At 71.9% G+C, this 15,760-nt stretch carries 12 protein-coding genes; 2 read left to right on the top strand and 10 right to left on the bottom strand.

Features of this window, described 5'->3' with window-relative positions; translation table 11 throughout:
• Positions 1-15 precede the first annotated feature (15 nt).
• Together ABD286_RS01430 and ABD286_RS01425 are read left to right on the top strand one after the other, a co-directional pair.
• Complete coding sequence (locus ABD286_RS01430; protein WP_344189553.1) at positions 16-1,401, top strand: MFS transporter; 1,386 nt, start codon at positions 16-18, stop codon at positions 1,399-1,401.
• 159 nt (positions 1,402-1,560) lie between these two features.
• On the top strand, positions 1,561-1,920 hold the full coding sequence (locus ABD286_RS01425) for an RNA polymerase-binding protein RbpA (protein ID WP_091782338.1): 360 nt from the start codon (positions 1,561-1,563) through the stop codon (positions 1,918-1,920).
• Positions 1,921-1,959: 39 nt separating this feature from the next.
• On the opposite strand, the gene ABD286_RS01420 is transcribed toward ABD286_RS01425, so the two are convergent.
• The 10 genes from ABD286_RS01420 to ABD286_RS01375 all read right to left on the bottom strand — a co-directional run bounded on the left by ABD286_RS01420 (position 1,960) and on the right by ABD286_RS01375 (position 15,721).
• The gene (locus ABD286_RS01420) at positions 1,960-2,511 is read right to left on the bottom strand and encodes an FxsA family protein (protein ID WP_344189550.1); all 552 of its coding nucleotides are present in this window, start codon (positions 2,509-2,511) and stop codon (positions 1,960-1,962) included.
• A complete protein-coding gene (locus ABD286_RS01415; protein WP_425565348.1) occupies positions 2,496-3,305 on the bottom strand; it encodes a polyprenol monophosphomannose synthase in 810 nt (269 codons plus the stop codon). Before ABD286_RS01415 ends, ABD286_RS01420 begins: the two co-directional genes overlap by 16 nt.
• On the bottom strand, positions 3,259-4,932 hold the full coding sequence (lnt, locus tag ABD286_RS01410) for an apolipoprotein N-acyltransferase (RefSeq protein ID WP_344189546.1): 1,674 nt from the start codon (positions 4,930-4,932) through the stop codon (positions 3,259-3,261). The genes ABD286_RS01415 and lnt overlap by 47 nt, the downstream gene beginning before the upstream one ends.
• A 406-nt stretch (positions 4,933-5,338) precedes the next feature.
• Positions 5,339-5,755, bottom strand: a complete 417-nt coding sequence (kal, locus tag ABD286_RS01405; protein ID WP_344189544.1) for a 3-aminobutyryl-CoA ammonia lyase — start codon at positions 5,753-5,755, stop codon at positions 5,339-5,341.
• Positions 5,752-6,588, bottom strand: a complete 837-nt coding sequence (gene kamE, locus ABD286_RS01400; RefSeq protein WP_344189542.1) for a lysine 5,6-aminomutase subunit beta — start codon at positions 6,586-6,588, stop codon at positions 5,752-5,754. Before kamE ends, kal begins: the two co-directional genes overlap by 4 nt.
• Positions 6,585-8,174, bottom strand: coding sequence for a lysine 5,6-aminomutase subunit alpha (kamD, locus tag ABD286_RS01395; protein ID WP_344189540.1), 1,590 nt, complete (start codon positions 8,172-8,174; stop codon positions 6,585-6,587). The genes kamE and kamD overlap by 4 nt, the downstream gene beginning before the upstream one ends.
• Positions 8,175-8,326: 152 nt before the next feature.
• Positions 8,327-9,955, bottom strand: coding sequence for an amidohydrolase (locus ABD286_RS01390; protein WP_344189538.1), 1,629 nt, complete (start codon positions 9,953-9,955; stop codon positions 8,327-8,329).
• Positions 9,956-9,980: 25 nt separating this feature from the next.
• The gene (locus ABD286_RS01385; protein ID WP_344189536.1) at positions 9,981-11,183 is read right to left on the bottom strand and encodes an acetate/propionate family kinase; all 1,203 of its coding nucleotides are present in this window, start codon (positions 11,181-11,183) and stop codon (positions 9,981-9,983) included.
• Positions 11,180-13,240, bottom strand: coding sequence for a phosphate acetyltransferase (gene pta, locus ABD286_RS01380; protein ID WP_344189534.1), 2,061 nt, complete (start codon positions 13,238-13,240; stop codon positions 11,180-11,182). Before pta ends, ABD286_RS01385 begins: the two co-directional genes overlap by 4 nt.
• Before the next feature lie 9 nt (positions 13,241-13,249).
• A complete protein-coding gene (locus ABD286_RS01375) occupies positions 13,250-15,721 on the bottom strand; it encodes a phosphoketolase family protein (protein WP_344189532.1) in 2,472 nt (823 codons plus the stop codon).
• Positions 15,722-15,760 lie beyond the last annotated feature (39 nt).

Here is a 15,760-nt window from a genome sequence, read left to right as displayed (position 1 = left end):
TGCCACCCTTCACGCATGACAACAGCGGCGGTCGAGCAGCAGCCGACCTGGGTGGGGAACGAGCACTACCGCAAGTCCTGGTACTGGTACGACTGGGCGAACTCCGCCTACGTCACCACCACCGCGACCGTCCTCTTCACGCCATACCTCACGGCCGTGGCCGAGAGTGCCGCCTGCCCCGACCTCGCCGACGGGGAGGTGTGCCGCACCAACCTCCAGGTCCTGGGGATCGGCATCTCTCCCGGCTCGCTCGCCCCGTTCACCGTCACGGTGGCCACCATCGTCTCGGCGATCGCGCTGATCTTCGTGGGAGCCATCGCGGACCGCTCCCCCCGCCCCGCCCGCCTCCTGGGTGCCTTCGCCGGGGTGGGCGCGCTGGCGGCCTGCCTGATGTCCCTGGTCCGGGGGACCAACTGGCAGCTCGGAGTCGTCCTGCTCATCGTGGCCACCCTGAGCCTGGGAGCCTCACTGGTCGTCTACGACGCGATCTTGTGCCGGATCGCCAGTCCCGACGACCGCGACAAGGTCTCCTCGCGGGGATGGGCGCTGGGCTACCTCGGTGGTGGGCTGCTGCTCGCCGTGAACTTCCTCATGCTGAGCAACCCCGAGCGGCTGGGGCTGGACCGCGGCGGCGCGGTGCGGGTGAGCATGCTCATGGCCGGCCTGTGGTGGGCGGCGTTCACCCTCGTCCCGGTCATCGGCATGTGGCGGTTGCGGGGGGTCGAACGCCCCGAGGTCGCCCGGACTGCGGGGATCGTCGGCGGCAGCCTGCGTCAGCTGGCCTCGACGTTCCGCGAGCTGCGGCTGCTCCCCCAGACGATGTTGTTCCTCGTGGCCTACCTGTTCTTCAACGACGGCATCCAGACGGTCATCGGCCAGTCCAGCCTCTACGGGCAGCGGGAGCTCGGCTTCCCCGAGACCACGATGCTCACGCTGTTCCTCATGGTGCAGTTCGTCGGCATCGGTGGCGCCCTGCTGTTCGGCCTCCTGGCTCGTCGGTTCGGTGCGTGGCGCTGCGTCCTGGGTGGCCTGGTGCTGTGGAGCGGTGTGGTCGTGTTCGCCTTCTTCCTCCCCGAGGAGACCCTCCCCCCGTTGTTCGCCCTCGGGGTCGCGATCGGCCTCGTCCTCGGCGGCACCCAGGCGCTGAGCCGCTCGCTCTACAGCCAGCTGGTCCCCAAGAACCGTGAGGCGGAGTTCTTCAGCCTCTACCAGGCCATGGAGCGTGGGACGAGCTGGTTCGGGACGCTCACCTTCGGCATCGTCTACCAGCTCACCGACTCCTACCGCCCGGCCATCGTGGCGCTCGTGGTGTTCTTCCTCATCGGCGGTGTGCTGCTGTCCCGGGTCGACATGAGGCAGGGCATCCTCGACGCGGGCAACGAGGTGCCGGAGGTCGTCTGACCTGCGGCGACCACCCGTGCTGTGACCTGAGTCACAGCACGCCAACCGTGCGACGCGCCGGGGCGTCGGAACATTGCAGGGGTCGATGTCGTTATCCCTGACGAATCCCGAGCCCCCGACAGAGCGGGCTGGGAACCACGCACGTTGGGAGAACCCACCATGGCAGAGCGCACCCTCCGCGGTAGCCGAATGGTTTCACACAGCCTCGAGACCGACGACCACGTCGTCCCGAGCGAGCGTCAGATCACGGCATACGTGTGCCCGCAGGGGCACCGGACCGAGCTGCCGTTCTCGATCGAGGCGGAGATCCCGCCGACCTGGGAGTGCCGTTGCGGCGAGGAGGCCCGTCTCGTCGACGGACCCGAGCCCGAGGCCAAGCAGGTCAAGCACGTCCGCACCCACTGGGACATGCTGCTCGAGCGTCGCTCCATCCCCGAGCTCGAGGAGCTCCTCGAGGAGCGACTGACGCTCCTGCGCGAGTCCCGCGGTGAGAAGCCGCGTCGCAAGCGCACCGCCTGANGCGGGTCCTCCCTTCGTCGTGCATCTGGACAGTGGTCCTCAGAGGACCTCGCCGTCGACGACGTCGGGCCCCCGGCCGGTCCCACCCGGTCCCCTCGTACCGCCCGGACCCATGGGGCCAGCACCCGTGCCTCCGGGCCCGCTCCCCCACCGGCTGCTGAAGCCGCCGAGGAGGCGCTTGGCCACCGCGGCCTCGAGCAGCGTGCGCGCGAACGGGCGGGTGAAGGGCAGGATGAAGAAGAAGCCGACGACGTCGGTGAGGAAGCCAGGAGCGAGCAGCAGCGTGCCGCCCACGAGGACGAGGGCCGCGTCGGACAGCTGGCGGCTGGGCATCTGACCGGTGCGCAGGGCCGTGTTGAGCGCCGCCCAGGCGCGGGCACCCTCGCGGCGCACGAGCCAGGCGCCGAGCGCCGACTCCACGAGCAGGAGCAGGAGCGTCTGCCAGCCGCCGATCGCCTTGCCCACGGCGATGATGGCCGCGATCTCCAGGACCGGGACCACCAGCAGGGCCACGAACACCACGACGAGCCAGCGAGGACGGCGTGGCCGCCCCGCAGCCGCGTATGGCGTCCGGCCTACAGCTCGTGCCACGTGGGCTCCCTGCGACGGGACAGGCCGCGCAGCTGGTCCGCGCGGTGGTGCACGCCCCAGGACGTGATCCGCTGGAGCGACTCGCGCATGATGTCGCCACTCATCTTGGAGTCACCGATCTCGCGCTCGACGAACGTGATCGGCACCTCGGTGACCCGCAGCCCGAGGCGCACGGCCCGGCGGGTGAGGTCGACCTGGAAGCAGTAGCCCTGGGAGGCGACCTGGCTCAGGCCCATCGTGCGGAGCGCGTCCGCACGGTAGGCGCGGAAGCCGGCGGTGGCGTCGTGCACGGGCATCCCGAGCAGCGCGCGGGTGTAGAGGTTGCCGCCGACGCTGAGCGCCTTGCGGTGGATCGGCCAGTTCACGACCGAGCCGCCGCGCACCCAGCGGGAGCCGATGACGAGGTCGGCGTCCCCGAGCGCCTCGAGCAGCCGGTGCAGCTGCTCGGGCTGGTGCGACCCGTCGGCATCCATCTCGACGATCGCGTCGTAGCCGCGGTCCAGCCCCCAGTGGAAGCCGGCGAGGTAGGCCATGCCCAGTCCCTGCTTGCCGGCACGGTGCAGCACCTGGACCTGGTCGTCGCGGGCCGCGAGCTCGTCGGCCACGTCGCCGGTGCCGTCGGGCGAGTTGTCGTCGAGGACGAGGACGTCGGCGGTGGGCACGGCGGCGCGGATGCGGCGCACGACGAGCGGCAGGTTCTCCCGCTCGTTGTAGGTCGGGATGCAGACGAGCACCCGATCGATCTGGTCAGACAACGACGCTGTCCCTTCGTGACTCGGCCGGCCCCGCGGCATCGGTGGCGGCGGCATCGACCCTAGCGTCCCGGCGACGCTGCCAACGCCCGACGGCGAGCAGCGCCACGAGGGCCAGGGCAGCTGCATACTCGGGCACCGGACCGAGCCGGTCGGCGATGGTGACCTCGGTGCGGACCACGGGTGACCCGAACTCGGCCGCCGGGGTGAACAACGCGGTCTTGTCGACGTAGGTTCCGTCCGGGTTGATGAAGCCGCTGACGCCGACGGTGGACACGTGCACGACCGAGCGACCGTGCTCGATGGCGCGGATCCGGCTGATCGCGAACTGCTGCTCGGACTCCGCGGTGTAGCCGAAGGTCGCGTTGTTGGTCTGCACGGCGAGGATGTTCTCCTGCTTGCCGGCCTGGAGCGTCGAGTCGCGCATGAGGTCGTCGTAGGCGACCTCGAAGCAGATCGTCGGCACGACCCAGTACGGGTCCTGGCCCTTGACGGGCACTTCGAAGGCGCCTGCCCGGTCGCCCTTGGCGAAGTCGCGGGTGACCAGGTCGACCTTGTCGCTGAAGTTCCGGAAGAAGCTGCGGTAGGGGATGTACTCGGCGAACGGCACGGGGTGCTGCTTGACGTAGCGCTGCGGCTCATTGCTGCCGGGCAGGTAGAACAGGCTGGCGTTGGAGACGTACTCCCCCGGACCGATGAGGACGGCACCGAGCAGCAGCGGGGCCTTGATCGTCTCGACCGCCAGGCGGACGTCCGCAGCGGCGTCGAGGTTGCGCAGCGGGTCGATGTCGGAGGCGTTCTCGGGCCAGACGACCAGGCTCGGCGGCTCGGGGTTGCGGGTGGCGGCGGCGAGGGTGCCCTGGACGTGGTTGTCGAGGACCTTGCGGCGCTCGGAGTTGAAGTCGAGCCCCGGCTTCGGGACGTTGCCCTGCACGAACAGCACCGACACCCTGCGTCCGTCGGTGGGCGGGGTGGTGGCCAGGGCCAGTCCCAGCGGAGCCAGGGCGAGCGCGACGAGTACGGCGCCGAGCACCGGCTGCGCCGCCGGCAGCACCGCGGTGGGGCTGCTGCCCTGCCGCTGCGTCGATCGCGCCGCGAGGACCCGTCGGACCACGGTCGCGACCGCGACGTGCAGCAGGACGCCGAGAGCCGCGACCGCGAAGGTCAGGCCCGGGGCCCCCCCGAAGCGGGCGAACGGGGCCAGCGGGCTGTCGGCCTGGCTGAAGGCGAGCCGGGCCCAGGGGAAGCCCCCGAAGGGGGTGGTGCCACGGGCCCACTCCTGGAGCACCCAGGCCAGGGGGACGACGGCATGCGCCAGGGGACGCAGGCGGGTGTGCGCGAGGGGGCGCTGGACGACCGCGGTGACCGCGCACATCGCGGCGATGTAGAGGGCCTCCAACGTCGACAGGGCGATCCACGGCAGGTTGCCGACGTAGATCCCCGACCAGGACAGCGTGGGCAGGAAGAAGCCGAGTCCGTGGGCGAGTCCGGCGAGGGCGGCCAGGCGCCACCCGCGGCCCACGGTGGCCGCGGAGAGCAGGGCGACACCGACCGGCGCGAGCCACCAGACGTCGTGCGTCGGGAAGGCGTAGGCGGTGGCGAGGCCGGAGACCGCGGCGAGCACCAGCACCAGGACGGAGGTGACCCGTGAGCGGGAGGACGTCGGCACCACACCACGGTAGGACACGGCACGGCCCGTGCTGCCGTTGGGACCAGCAGGGGGTCGGCTGGATGCCGACAACCTGCTGTTGTCTACTAGGCGCACGGGCCGTGCCGCCGTCCCCCACCGCCTCGAGTCGGGCCCCTGCTCGAGTCAGGACCTCACTGCTGGCTGGCGGTGGCTGCGCGCGCTAGCCACCGGTCAGTGAGTCCATCCCCTGCGCGGATTCCCCCTCGCGGACGGCTCGTCGGGTGGACGACCGTGGGCAAACCTACCGGCGTCAGAAGGACTGTCAAGACACCGTTCGTGGCGGGAAGTCGCCATTGCGCAGGTCAGCCCGCACGGCGAGAACTGTTCGTGGAGTAGCGAATCGACGAGCGGTCGGCGTGTCGCGCGAGACACGCCGACACGGGTCTCAGCTGTCGGTCGGTGACGGGGGCACGACGACCACACCGCGGGCGGTGGTGGCCACCAGTGGAGGGTCGAGGACGTCGGCGCTGGACTCGCCGCGCTCGGGAGCGCCCCGGCCCACGACCCGGACCTCGAAGTCCATCTCGCGGCTGCGGGTGCCGACCCGGACGAGGCGGGCCTCGATCTCGATGACGTCACCGGCGCGGACCGGCGCCCTGAACTGCACGTCGGAGTAGGAGGCGAACAGGCCCTCGTCGCCGTCGGTGACGATGCACATCTCGGTGGCGACGTCACCGAACGCGGCGAGCGAGTACGCGCCGTCGACGAGGTTCCCGGCGTAGTGCGCGTGGCTGTACGGGACGTAGCGACGGTGGGTGACGGTGCGGCCGACCGTGGCGCCGGTGGTCTGGGGCGTGGTCATGGCTTCTCCTTGCGCGACGACGGCTGGGCGAGGGCGTGGACGAGGTAGCTGGCCACCTCGCCGGGGGTGGTGCCGCGGCCGAAGATGCGGTCGACCCCGAGCGTGGGCGCCGATCCCTCCTCGAAGCGCGGGCCGCCGACGACGAGCAGCGGCACCTGACCCGCGGGGTAGGCCTCGCGGAACGCGGCACTCATCGTCGTCGTGTTGTGGATGTGGGCGTCGCGCTGGGTCACGACCTGGCTGACCATGACGGCGTCGGCCTTCTCGGCGCGGGCGCGCTCGACGAGCTCGGGGACGAGGACCTGCGCGCCGAGGTTCACGACCTTGACCTCGCGGTAGTACTCCAGGCCCTTCTCCCCCGCGAAGCCCTTGATGTTGAGGATCGCGTCGATGCCGACCGTGTGGGCGTCGGTGCCGATGCAGGCGCCGACGACCACGAGCTTGCGGCGCAGGCGGGACTTGATCGCCTTGTTGACCTCGGTAGGGCTGAGCAGCGGGAACTCGCGCTCGACGACGGTCACGTCCCGCAGGTCGACGAGGTGGGTGACGCTGCCGTAGACGACGAAGAAGGTGAAGTCGGGACCCATCGCCTTGGCGTGGACGAGCAGGGCCGGCTTGAGGCCCATCTTCTCGGCGAGCTGCAGGGCCGCACCCTCGGCCCGCTTGTCGTGCGGAACGGGCAGGGTGAAGGACACCTGGACCATGCCGTCGCCGGTGGTGTCGCCGTAGGGGCGGACGATGTCGGGCTGCTTCTTGGCCTTGCCGGCGGCCGCGCGCGTCGCGTCGGGCATGGGCTCGAGCGGCATGGCGCTGTCGGTGGTGGACGCACTCATCGGTTCGAGCCCTCCTCGAGCATCGTGCTGGCCGGGTTGTCGTAGTCGTCTGCCCGGACGACCACGCCGTCGAGGCCCTTGCCCCGGTCGGCCGGGCGCTTCATCAGGCCGAAGGTGCCGTCGGCGATGGCCTCGAGCAGCGGCGCCCTGCCGGGCTCGGCGGTGATGTCGGTGAGCAGGTCGATCGCGTCGCCGAGCACCTGCCTGGCCCGGGTCTGGATGAACCCGTCGCGCGGCGGGTGGAAGTCCTCGGTCAGGCCTCCGGCGGCGTTGAGGACGTAGCGGACGTTCTGCAGAGCGAGGTCACGGTCGGACAGGAACGGCGTGACGACCGCCTCGGTCATCATGCCGACGAGCAGGATGCCCTGACCGGTCATGGCGCCGACGAGGTTGAAGAACCCGTCGAGCAGGTACCCGCGGAAGACGTCGCCGGTCATGTGCTTGGTCGGCGGCATCCACTTCAGCGGTGCGTCAGGGAAGAGCTGGCGCGCGAGCAGGGCGTGGGCGAGCTCCATACGGAAGGAGTCGGGGAGCTCGGGGTTGATCTCGAAGGCGTGGCCGAGGCCGAGCTGCCAGTCCTCGAGCCCGGCCTCCTTGGCGAAGTACTCGTTGAGCAGCTGGCTCACCGTGACGGTGTGCGCGGCCTCGACGGCGTCGGCTGTGGTGAGGTAGTTGTCCTCGCCGGTGTTGATGATGATCCCGGCGCGGGCGTGGATCTGGCGGCTGAACCGCTGGTCGACGAACGTGCGGATCGGGTTGATGTCGCGGAAGAGGATCCCGTACATCGAGTCGTTGAGCATCATGTCGAGCCGCTCGAGCCCGGCGAGCGTGGCGATCTCGGGCATGCACAGACCGGACGCGTAGTTGGTGAGCCGGATGTAGCGGCCGAGCTCCTTGGAGGTCTCGTCCAGGGCGGCGCGCATCAGGCGGAAGTTCTCCTGCGTGGCGTACGTGCCGGCATACCCCTCGCGGGTGGCGCCCTCGGGGACGTAGTCGAGCAGCGACTGCCCCGTGGAGCGGATCACCGCGATGATGTCGGCCCCCTCGCGTGCGGCGTTCTGCGCCTGCGGGATGTCCTCGTAGATGTCGCCGGTGGCGACGATGAGGTAGATCCACGGGCGCTGCTCGGGGTCGCCGTGGCGCTTGATCAGCCGGTCCCGGTTGGCGCGCTGCTTGTCGATGGTGCGTATGCCGCGGCTCACCTCGCGTCGCGCGAGGGCCTGGGCGCGGGTGGTCTCACGGCCCTCCGGGAGCCGGAACTGCACCGAGCCGCTGGCCGCCTTCTGGGCCAGGGTCAGCAGGTCGGGCGCCTCTCCCCTGCGCAGCGCGTCGTAGACCGGGGTGGTGACCCCGTGCTCGAGGCCGACCTCGGCCCGGACGGCGTCGACGAGGTGGTTGACCCACGGAACCCGCTCGTGGTCGGCACCCGAGAGGCCGGCGAGGCGCAGCGTGGCGCGCTCGACCGACACGGTCGTGTGGCTCTGGGCCAGCTTGACCACGGGCCGGCCGGCCTTGCGCGCGAGGGCGCGGGCCTGGCGGACGGTGGCGGGGTCGAGGTCCAGCAGGGGCTTGGCACGTGAAGACACGGCGCAAATCTAGCAGCGGAGCGCAGGATCTCCGGCCACATACGGGCACAGCCGGAAATCCTGCTGTTGCCCGGATCTTTGCGTGGTCTGACGGGTCCTGGTCCGCCGGACCGCTCAAAGACTACGGGCTGTGGGCTCCGGGCTGCGGCCTCTCAGGCGGGGAAGGCGCCGGCGTCGAAGACCGTGCGGCCGCGGACGACGGTGCGCAGGCACTGGGGCGCAGCCTCGCCGGGAGACAGGTCCGGCAGGCCGGGCGTGCCCGAACGCGGGTCGGTGCTCCAGGTCTGGATGCGGTCGTCGGGGGCCTGCACGACGAGGTCGCCGACCTTCCAGATCGCGAACGTCGCCGGCAGGCCGAGGTCGAGGTAGCCGCGGTCGTCGAAGCCGGCCGCGCGCCAGCCACCCCGGGTGTGCGCGAGGAAGGCCGAGCGGGCCGAGATGCGCTGGCGCTCGTCGTGGTGGGCGATGCAGGCGCGGACGGCCTCCCACGGGGCGAACGGCGTGACCGGCGAGTCCGATCCGAAGGCCACGGTCATCCCCGCCGCGAGCATGGAGGCGAAGGGATTCATCGGGGCGTCACCGACGACGCGGTCGGCACCCAGCCGCGCTGCATACATGGCGTCCGTGCCGCCCCAGAAGGCGTCGAACGCGGGCTGGACGCTCGCGCCCACGCCGAGCCGCACGAGTCGGGCGATCTGGGCCGGGTCGACCATCTCGAGGTGCTCGAGGCGGTGGCGGGACCGTGCCACGACGGGTGCGCCGACGAGCTCGGCGGCGGCCTCGAACCCCTCGACGACGGTGTCGACCCCGGCGTCGCCGATGACGTGGAACCCGGCCTGGAGGCCAGCGAGCGAGCAGGCGGCGACGTGGTCGCGGACCTGGGCGACGGACAGGTAGGCGTTGCCGGTGTGGCCCGCGAGGTCGGTGTAGTCGGACCGCAGGTGGGCCGTGCGCGAGCCGATCGAGCCGTCGATGTTGAGGTCGCCGGCGAGGCCGTGGGCGCCGTGCAGGGTCGCGAGGTCGCGGGCCTGCTGCTCGTCGGCGACCAGCTCGGCCCAGTAGCCGAGCGTCTGCGGTCCGTCGCCCCGCTCCCCCGCCGCCAGCACGTCGGCGAAGTCGTCGGCGCTGGACAGGACCGGGCCGCCGTTCTCCTGCACGAGGCCGATGCCCGCAGCAGCCGCGGTCTGCAGGGCGAGGTCGATGTCGGCGCGGCGCTGCGCGGGGGTGACGGCGTCGGCGAACGCCACCCGGGCGGCGTGGTGCGCCTCGCGGGTGACGAGCCCGTCGCCCTCCCAGCCGGGCAGGTCGCGAGCGCCGGAGGCGGCCGCGAGGGACGAGGAGATGACGGCGGAGTGGCCGTCGATGCGGGGTGAGTAGACGGCTCCCCCGTAGGTGGCGCGGTCGAGCTCGGCACCGGTGACGGCGCGGCGTTCGGCCCACCGGCCCTGGTCCCAGTTGGGGGCGTAGACGGGGCGGCCCTGCTGGCGCCGGGCGGCGTCCTCGATGCGCGACAGGGCCTCGGCGACGCTGCGGGTGGTGCCGAGGTCGACGCCGCGCAGGCCCGCCCCCGTCTGGGAGAGGTGGGCGTGGGAGTCCACGAACGCCGGCGTCACCAGGGCGCCGTCGAGCTCCACGACCCGGTCCACCGCGTCACCGTGGACGGCCGAGGCGTCGTCGCCGCCGATCCAGGCGATGGTGCCCGTCGCGTCGTCGACGACCATCGCGTTGGCGAAGGGGTCGATGGGTGAGTAGACGAAGCCGCCGCGGTAGAGAGTGCTCACGCGAGCACCCTATGCGTGGGCGGCATCAGGCCCGCTCGTCCCCCAGGACGGACAGGCAGGCCCGCGCGATCTCGAGCTCCTCGTCGGTCGGCACGACCCAGGCGGCGACCCGGCTGCCGTCCGTCGTCACCCGCCGCTCGCGTTCGCCATGGGAGTTCGCGTCGGTGTCCAGCTCGACGCCCAGCACCCCCAGGCCCTCGAGCACGGCGGCCCGGACGCCGGCGCTGTTCTCGCCGATGCCACCGGTGAAGGCGATGGCGTCGACGTGGCCGAGGGCGACGGCATACGCCCCGACGTACTTGCGCAGCCGGTAGACCATGACGTCGAAGGCGAGAGCGGCATCGGGGTCGCCCGCCTCCCGGCGCGCGTCGAGCTCGCGCAGGTCGGCGATCCCGGCCAGCCCCAGCAGGCCGCTGGCCTTGTTCAGTGCCTCGTCGTATGCCGCCGCGTCCAGTCCCGCGACCCGCTCCAGGTAGGCGCCCAGCGCCGGGTCCACGTCGCCGGACCGCGTCCCCATGACCAGGCCCTCGAGCGGGGACAGGCCCATGGAGGTGTCGATGCTCCGGCCGGCCTCGACCGCGCAGGCGCTCGCACCGTTGCCGAGGTGCAGCACGATGACGGCGCAGTCCGCAGGGTCCTTGCCGAGGAGCTCGGCGGTGCGGCGGGAGACGAAGCGGTGGGACGTGCCGTGGAAGCCGTAGCGGCGCACCCGGTGCTCGTCGCGCCAGGCGGCGGGCACGGCATACGTGAACGCCTCGGGCGGCAGGGTCTGGTGGAAGGCGGTGTCGAAGACGGCCACCTGCGGGACGCCGGGGAAGGACTTCCGGGCGCTGCGGATGCCCTCGAGGTTGGCCGGGTTGTGCAGCGGGGCGAGCGGGACGAGCTCCTCGATCGCGTCGATGACGTCGTCGTCGATGACGACCGGCTCGGTGAAGCGGGGCCCGCCGTGGACGACGCGGTGCCCCACGGCGAACAGGCCGACGGCGTCGAGGTCGGGGCCGTGCTCGCGCAACGCCGACCGGGCTGCCACGAGCGCCTCGCGATGGTCGCCTGCGATGACGTCCTGCTCGTGCGTCTGCCCGTCGTGGGTGTGGCCCAGGTGGGCGGCGCCACCGATGCGTTCGACGATCCCGGTCGCCGCCGTTGCGCCGGTGACGGCGTCGAGCACCTGGTACTTCAGGGAGGACGACCCGGCGTTGACGACCAGCACCGTGCGGGTGCCGGTCACCGGGCACCGGCCTGGATCGCGGTGATGGCGATGGTGTTGACGATGTCGCGGACCAGGGCGCCCCGGGACAGGTCGTTGACCGGCTGGTTGAGCCCCTGCATGACCGGGCCGATCGCGACGGCGGACGCGCTGCGCTGGACCGCCTTGTACGTGTTGTTGCCGGTGTTGAGGTCGGGGAAGACCAGCACCGTGGCCCGTCCGGCCACCGGGCTGTCCTTGAGCTTGGTCGCGGCGACGGCCAGGTCGACGGCGGCGTCGTACTGGATCGGGCCCTCGACGAGCAGCTCGGGCGCCCGCTCGTGGACCAGGGCCGTCGCCGCGCGAACCTTGTCGACGTCTGCGCCGCTGCCCGACTCCCCCGTCGAGTAGGACAGCATCGCGACGCGAGGCTCGATCCCGAACTGCTGGGCCGTCCGCGCCGAGGAGATGGCGATGTCGGCGAGCTGCTCCGCCGTCGGGTCCGGGTTGACCGCGCAGTCGCCGTAGACGAGGACGCGGTCGGCCAGGCACATGAGGAAGACGCTCGACACCACCGAGACGTCGGGAGCGGTGCGGACGATCTCCAGCGCGGGCCGGATGGTGTGGGCCGTGGTCGTGATGCAGCCCGAGACCATGCCGTCGGCCAACCCCTGGTGGACCATCATCGTGCCGAAGTACGACGGGTCCACGACACGGTCGCGGGCCTGGTCGAGGGTGACGCCCTTGTGCGCGCGCAGGCGGGCGTAGTCGGCCGCGAACCCCTCGCGCAGGCTGCTGCTGCCGGGGTCGACGATGTCGGCGGCGCCGATGTCGACACCGAGGCGGGCAGCATTGGCCCGGATCGTCTCCTCGTCGCCCAGCAACGTGATCCGGGCGATCCCCCGCCCCAGCACGGTGTCGGCCGCCAGCAGGATGCGGTCCTCGGCGCCCTCGGGCAGGACGATGTGGGCGTGGGCAGCCCGGGCCTCGTCCACGAGTCGGTGCTCGAACATCAGCGGGGTCACCGTTCCAGCGCCGGCCGCGGCGACCGGGCCGAGCAGCGCCTCGGCGTCGAGGCCGCGCTCGACCATCGCGACGGCGGCCTCGAGCTTGCGGGTCGACTCCGGCGTGAGCCGCCCGCGGGCGGCGCCGAGCCGGGTGGCGGTCGTCATCGTGCCGCCGTCCGTGGCGATGACCGGCAGCACGACGTCCAGCCCCTCGATCAGCCGCTGCACCTGGGGGGTCAGGGGGAAGCCACCGTTGAGGACGATGCCGGACAGCGTCGGGAAGGTCTTCGACCGGTGGGCCAGCAGGACACCGAGGACGACGTCCTCCCGGTCCCCCGGGACGATGACGACGCCACCGTCGACCAGGCGGTCGAGGACGTGCGGCATGGTCATCGCCGCCACGACGAGGCCGGTGCACTCACGGTCGAGGAAGGCCGCCTCGCCGTGGACGAGGCGCCCGGAGCAGGCGTCCATGAGGTCCTTGACCGTGGGTGCCCGCAGCAGCGGGGTCTCCGGCAGCGCCTGGACGGGCACCCCCACCCGGTCCGAGACGGCCGATGCCGTCGCTTCGAGGTGGGCTGGGTCGACCTGGTTGGCGACCACCCCCGTGACGTGGGCGTGCGCCTCCCGCGCCGCGGTCACCGCCATCTCGGCGGTCGTGGCCACCTCCCCGGCATCGTGCCCCTGGGCAGGGACGACGAGGAGCAACCGGGAGCCGAGGTTGGCCGCGACGGCGGCGTTGACCGAGAACTCGGTGGGCGCCGACACGTCCGTGAAGTCGGAGCCCACGACGAGGACGACGTCGAGGTCGCGGGCCACCTCGTGGAACCGGTCCACGATGGTGCCCATCGCACGGTCGGGCGAGGCGTGCAGGTCGTCATACGTGACGCCGCAGGCCTGCCCGACCGTCAGGTCCCCCGGCAGCTGGGACAGCAGGGTCCGGACCAGCTCGTCCGGCACGCCGGCGCGGACGATGGGCCGGAACACCCCGACCCGCCCCGCGCGACGACTGAGCTGGTCGAGCAGCCCGACGGCCACCGCCGACTTGCCGGACTGGGCTTCGGTGCCGGCGATGTAGATGCTGGTGGCCACGGCTCGAAACTACCGGCCGGGCTGCTCCGCCGCCCCGTTGTCGGCACGCTCCTTCCAGGTCCACTCCGCGATGTCGGGCAGGTCCGCGAGGTGCTCGCGGATCCAGGTGGCGTGCTCGGCGAGCCGGTCGTCGCACAGGCGGGTCAGCCGGTCCCAGCCGTCGGGGCGACGGTCGGCCCGCCGGAGCGCCTCCTTCGCCAGGTGGAACCGGCTCATGCCGTTGAGCACCACCATGTCGAACGGTGTCGTCGTCGTGCCCTGCTCGTTGAACCCACGGACGTGGAACCGTCCCGGGTTGCTGCGGCCGTGGACGAGCTGGTGGACCGCCCGCGGGTAGCCGTGGAACGCGAACACCACGTGCTTGTCCTTCGTGAACAGGTCGTCGAACTGGCTGTCGGAGAACCCGTGCGGGTGGTCGTTCTCCGGCAGCAGCGCCATGAGGTCGACGACGTTGACGAACCGCACGCGCAGGTCCGGCACGTGCTCGTGCAGCAGCTCGGCGGCCGCGAGCGCCTCCTGCGTCGGGACGTCGCCGGCGCAGGCCAGGACGATGTCGGGCTCCTCGTCGTCGCGGCCGGTGCTCGCCCAGTCCCAGACACCGGCACCTGCGGCGCAGTGGCGGTGCGCCTCCTCGAGCGAGAGGTACTGCAGGTGCTTCTGCTTGTCGACGACGATGAGGTTGACGTGGTTGGTGCTGCGCAGGCAGTGGTCGGTGATCGACAGCGCCGTGTTGGCGTCCGGCGGGAACCACACGCGCACGACGTCCGGCGCGAGCGGGATGAGGCAGTCGATCAGCCCCGGCCCCTGGTGGGAGAACCCGTTGTGGTCGTTGCGCCAGCAGGTCGAGGTCAGCAGGACGTTGAGGGACGACACGTCCGCGCGCCAGGAAAGGTCCTTGGCGTGCTGGAGCCACTTGACGTGCTGGACCGCCATCGACGCCGACACCATGGCGAACGCCTCGTAGGTCGCGAAGACGCCGTGCCGCCCGCTGAGGACGTACCCCTCGAGCCAGCCCTGGCACAGGTGCTCGCTGAGGACCTCCATGACCCGCCCGTCCGGCCCCAGGTGGTCGTCGGTGTCGAGCAGCGGGCCCATGAAGTTGCGGTCGGTCACCTCGAAGACCGACTGCAACCGGTTGCTCGCCGTCTCGTCCGGCGAGAACAGGCGGAAGGTGCCGCCGCCGTCGGGGCGGGCCGTCGCGGCATACAGGTCACGCATGAGGCCACCGGAGGACAGCGTGTTCTCGACCCACGTCGTCCCTCGTGAGGGCAACGGCACCTCGTGGGCGGCGAGGTCCACCGGAGGGAGCTCAGCGCGCAGCCGTCCACCGTTGGCGTAGGGCGTGGCGGACATCCGCAGGTCGGCGTCGGGTGCGAGCGCGCGCAGCTCGGGGGCGAGGCGGCCGGTGGTGTCGAAGAGCTCGTCGGGCTGGTAGGTCCGCAGCCACTCCTCGAGGAGCCGCAGGTGCTCGGGGTTCTCGGCGAGGCCGGAGAGCGGCACCTGGTGCGAGCGGTTCGTCCCCTGGACCTGCACGCCGTCGACGACGTCGGGACCGGTCCAGCCCTTGGGGGTGCGCAGGATGATGGCGGGCCAGCGGTGGCGCACCGGCTCGCTCGGTCCCTCGCCGGACCTGGCCGCGGCCTGGAGGGCCCTGATCTGTTCATGGGCGCGGCTGAGCGCGTCGAAGAGGGCGGGGAACACGAGGTCAGGGTCGTCACCGGAGACGGTGACCGGGTCCCAGCCCTGGCTGCGCAGGTAGGCCTCGACGTCCTCGTCACTGGCCCGGCCCAGGACGGTCGGTCCGGCGATCTTGTAGCCGTTGAGGTGCAGGATCGGCAGGACCGCCCCGTCACGGCGGGGGTTGAGGAACGTCGGCAGCCGCCAGGAGGCGCTGAGGGGCCCGGTCTCGGCCTCGCCGTCACCGACGACGCACGCCACGGTGAGGTCGGGGTGGTCGAACGCCGCGCCGGCCGCGTGGACCAGGGCGTACCCGAGCTCGCCGCCCTCGTGGATGCTCCCCGGGGTCTGGACGCTGACGTGGCTGGGGATGCCGCCGGGCGAGGAGAACTGGCGGAACAGGTCGCGCACCCCGTCACCGTCGGCGGCGATGTGCGGGTACACCTCGCTGTAGGTCCCCTCAAGCCAGGCTGCGGCCACGAGTGCCGGACCGCCGTGGCCGGGGCCGGTGACGTAGAGCCAGTCGGTCGCGGTGCGCCTGATGATGCGGTTGACGAGGGCGTAGACCATCGACAGGCCGGGACTGGTCCCCCAGTGGCCGAGCAGCCGCGGCTTGGTGTGCTCGAGGCGCAACGGTTCGCGCAGGAGGGCGTTGTCGCGCAGGTAGATCTGGCCGACCGTGAGGTAGTTCGCCGCCGCCCACCAGCGCAGGTCCAGCGCGAGCTCGTCGGGCGTGTAGTCGGCGTGACCGGACGTGCTGGGTGCGTCGGAGGGGTGGGCCGGGAAGGGGGCGACGGTCGTCATGGCCCGAGCCGACCACGGCTGCGTGGGGTGAGGGCGGGC

The sequence above is a fragment of the Pedococcus aerophilus genome (assembly GCF_039532215.1).
Taxonomy (GTDB): Bacteria; Actinomycetota; Actinomycetes; order Actinomycetales; family Dermatophilaceae; genus Pedococcus; species Pedococcus aerophilus.
The sequence above is the reverse complement of the archived record's forward strand: the minus strand, read 5'-3'. Positions and strand labels throughout refer to the sequence as shown.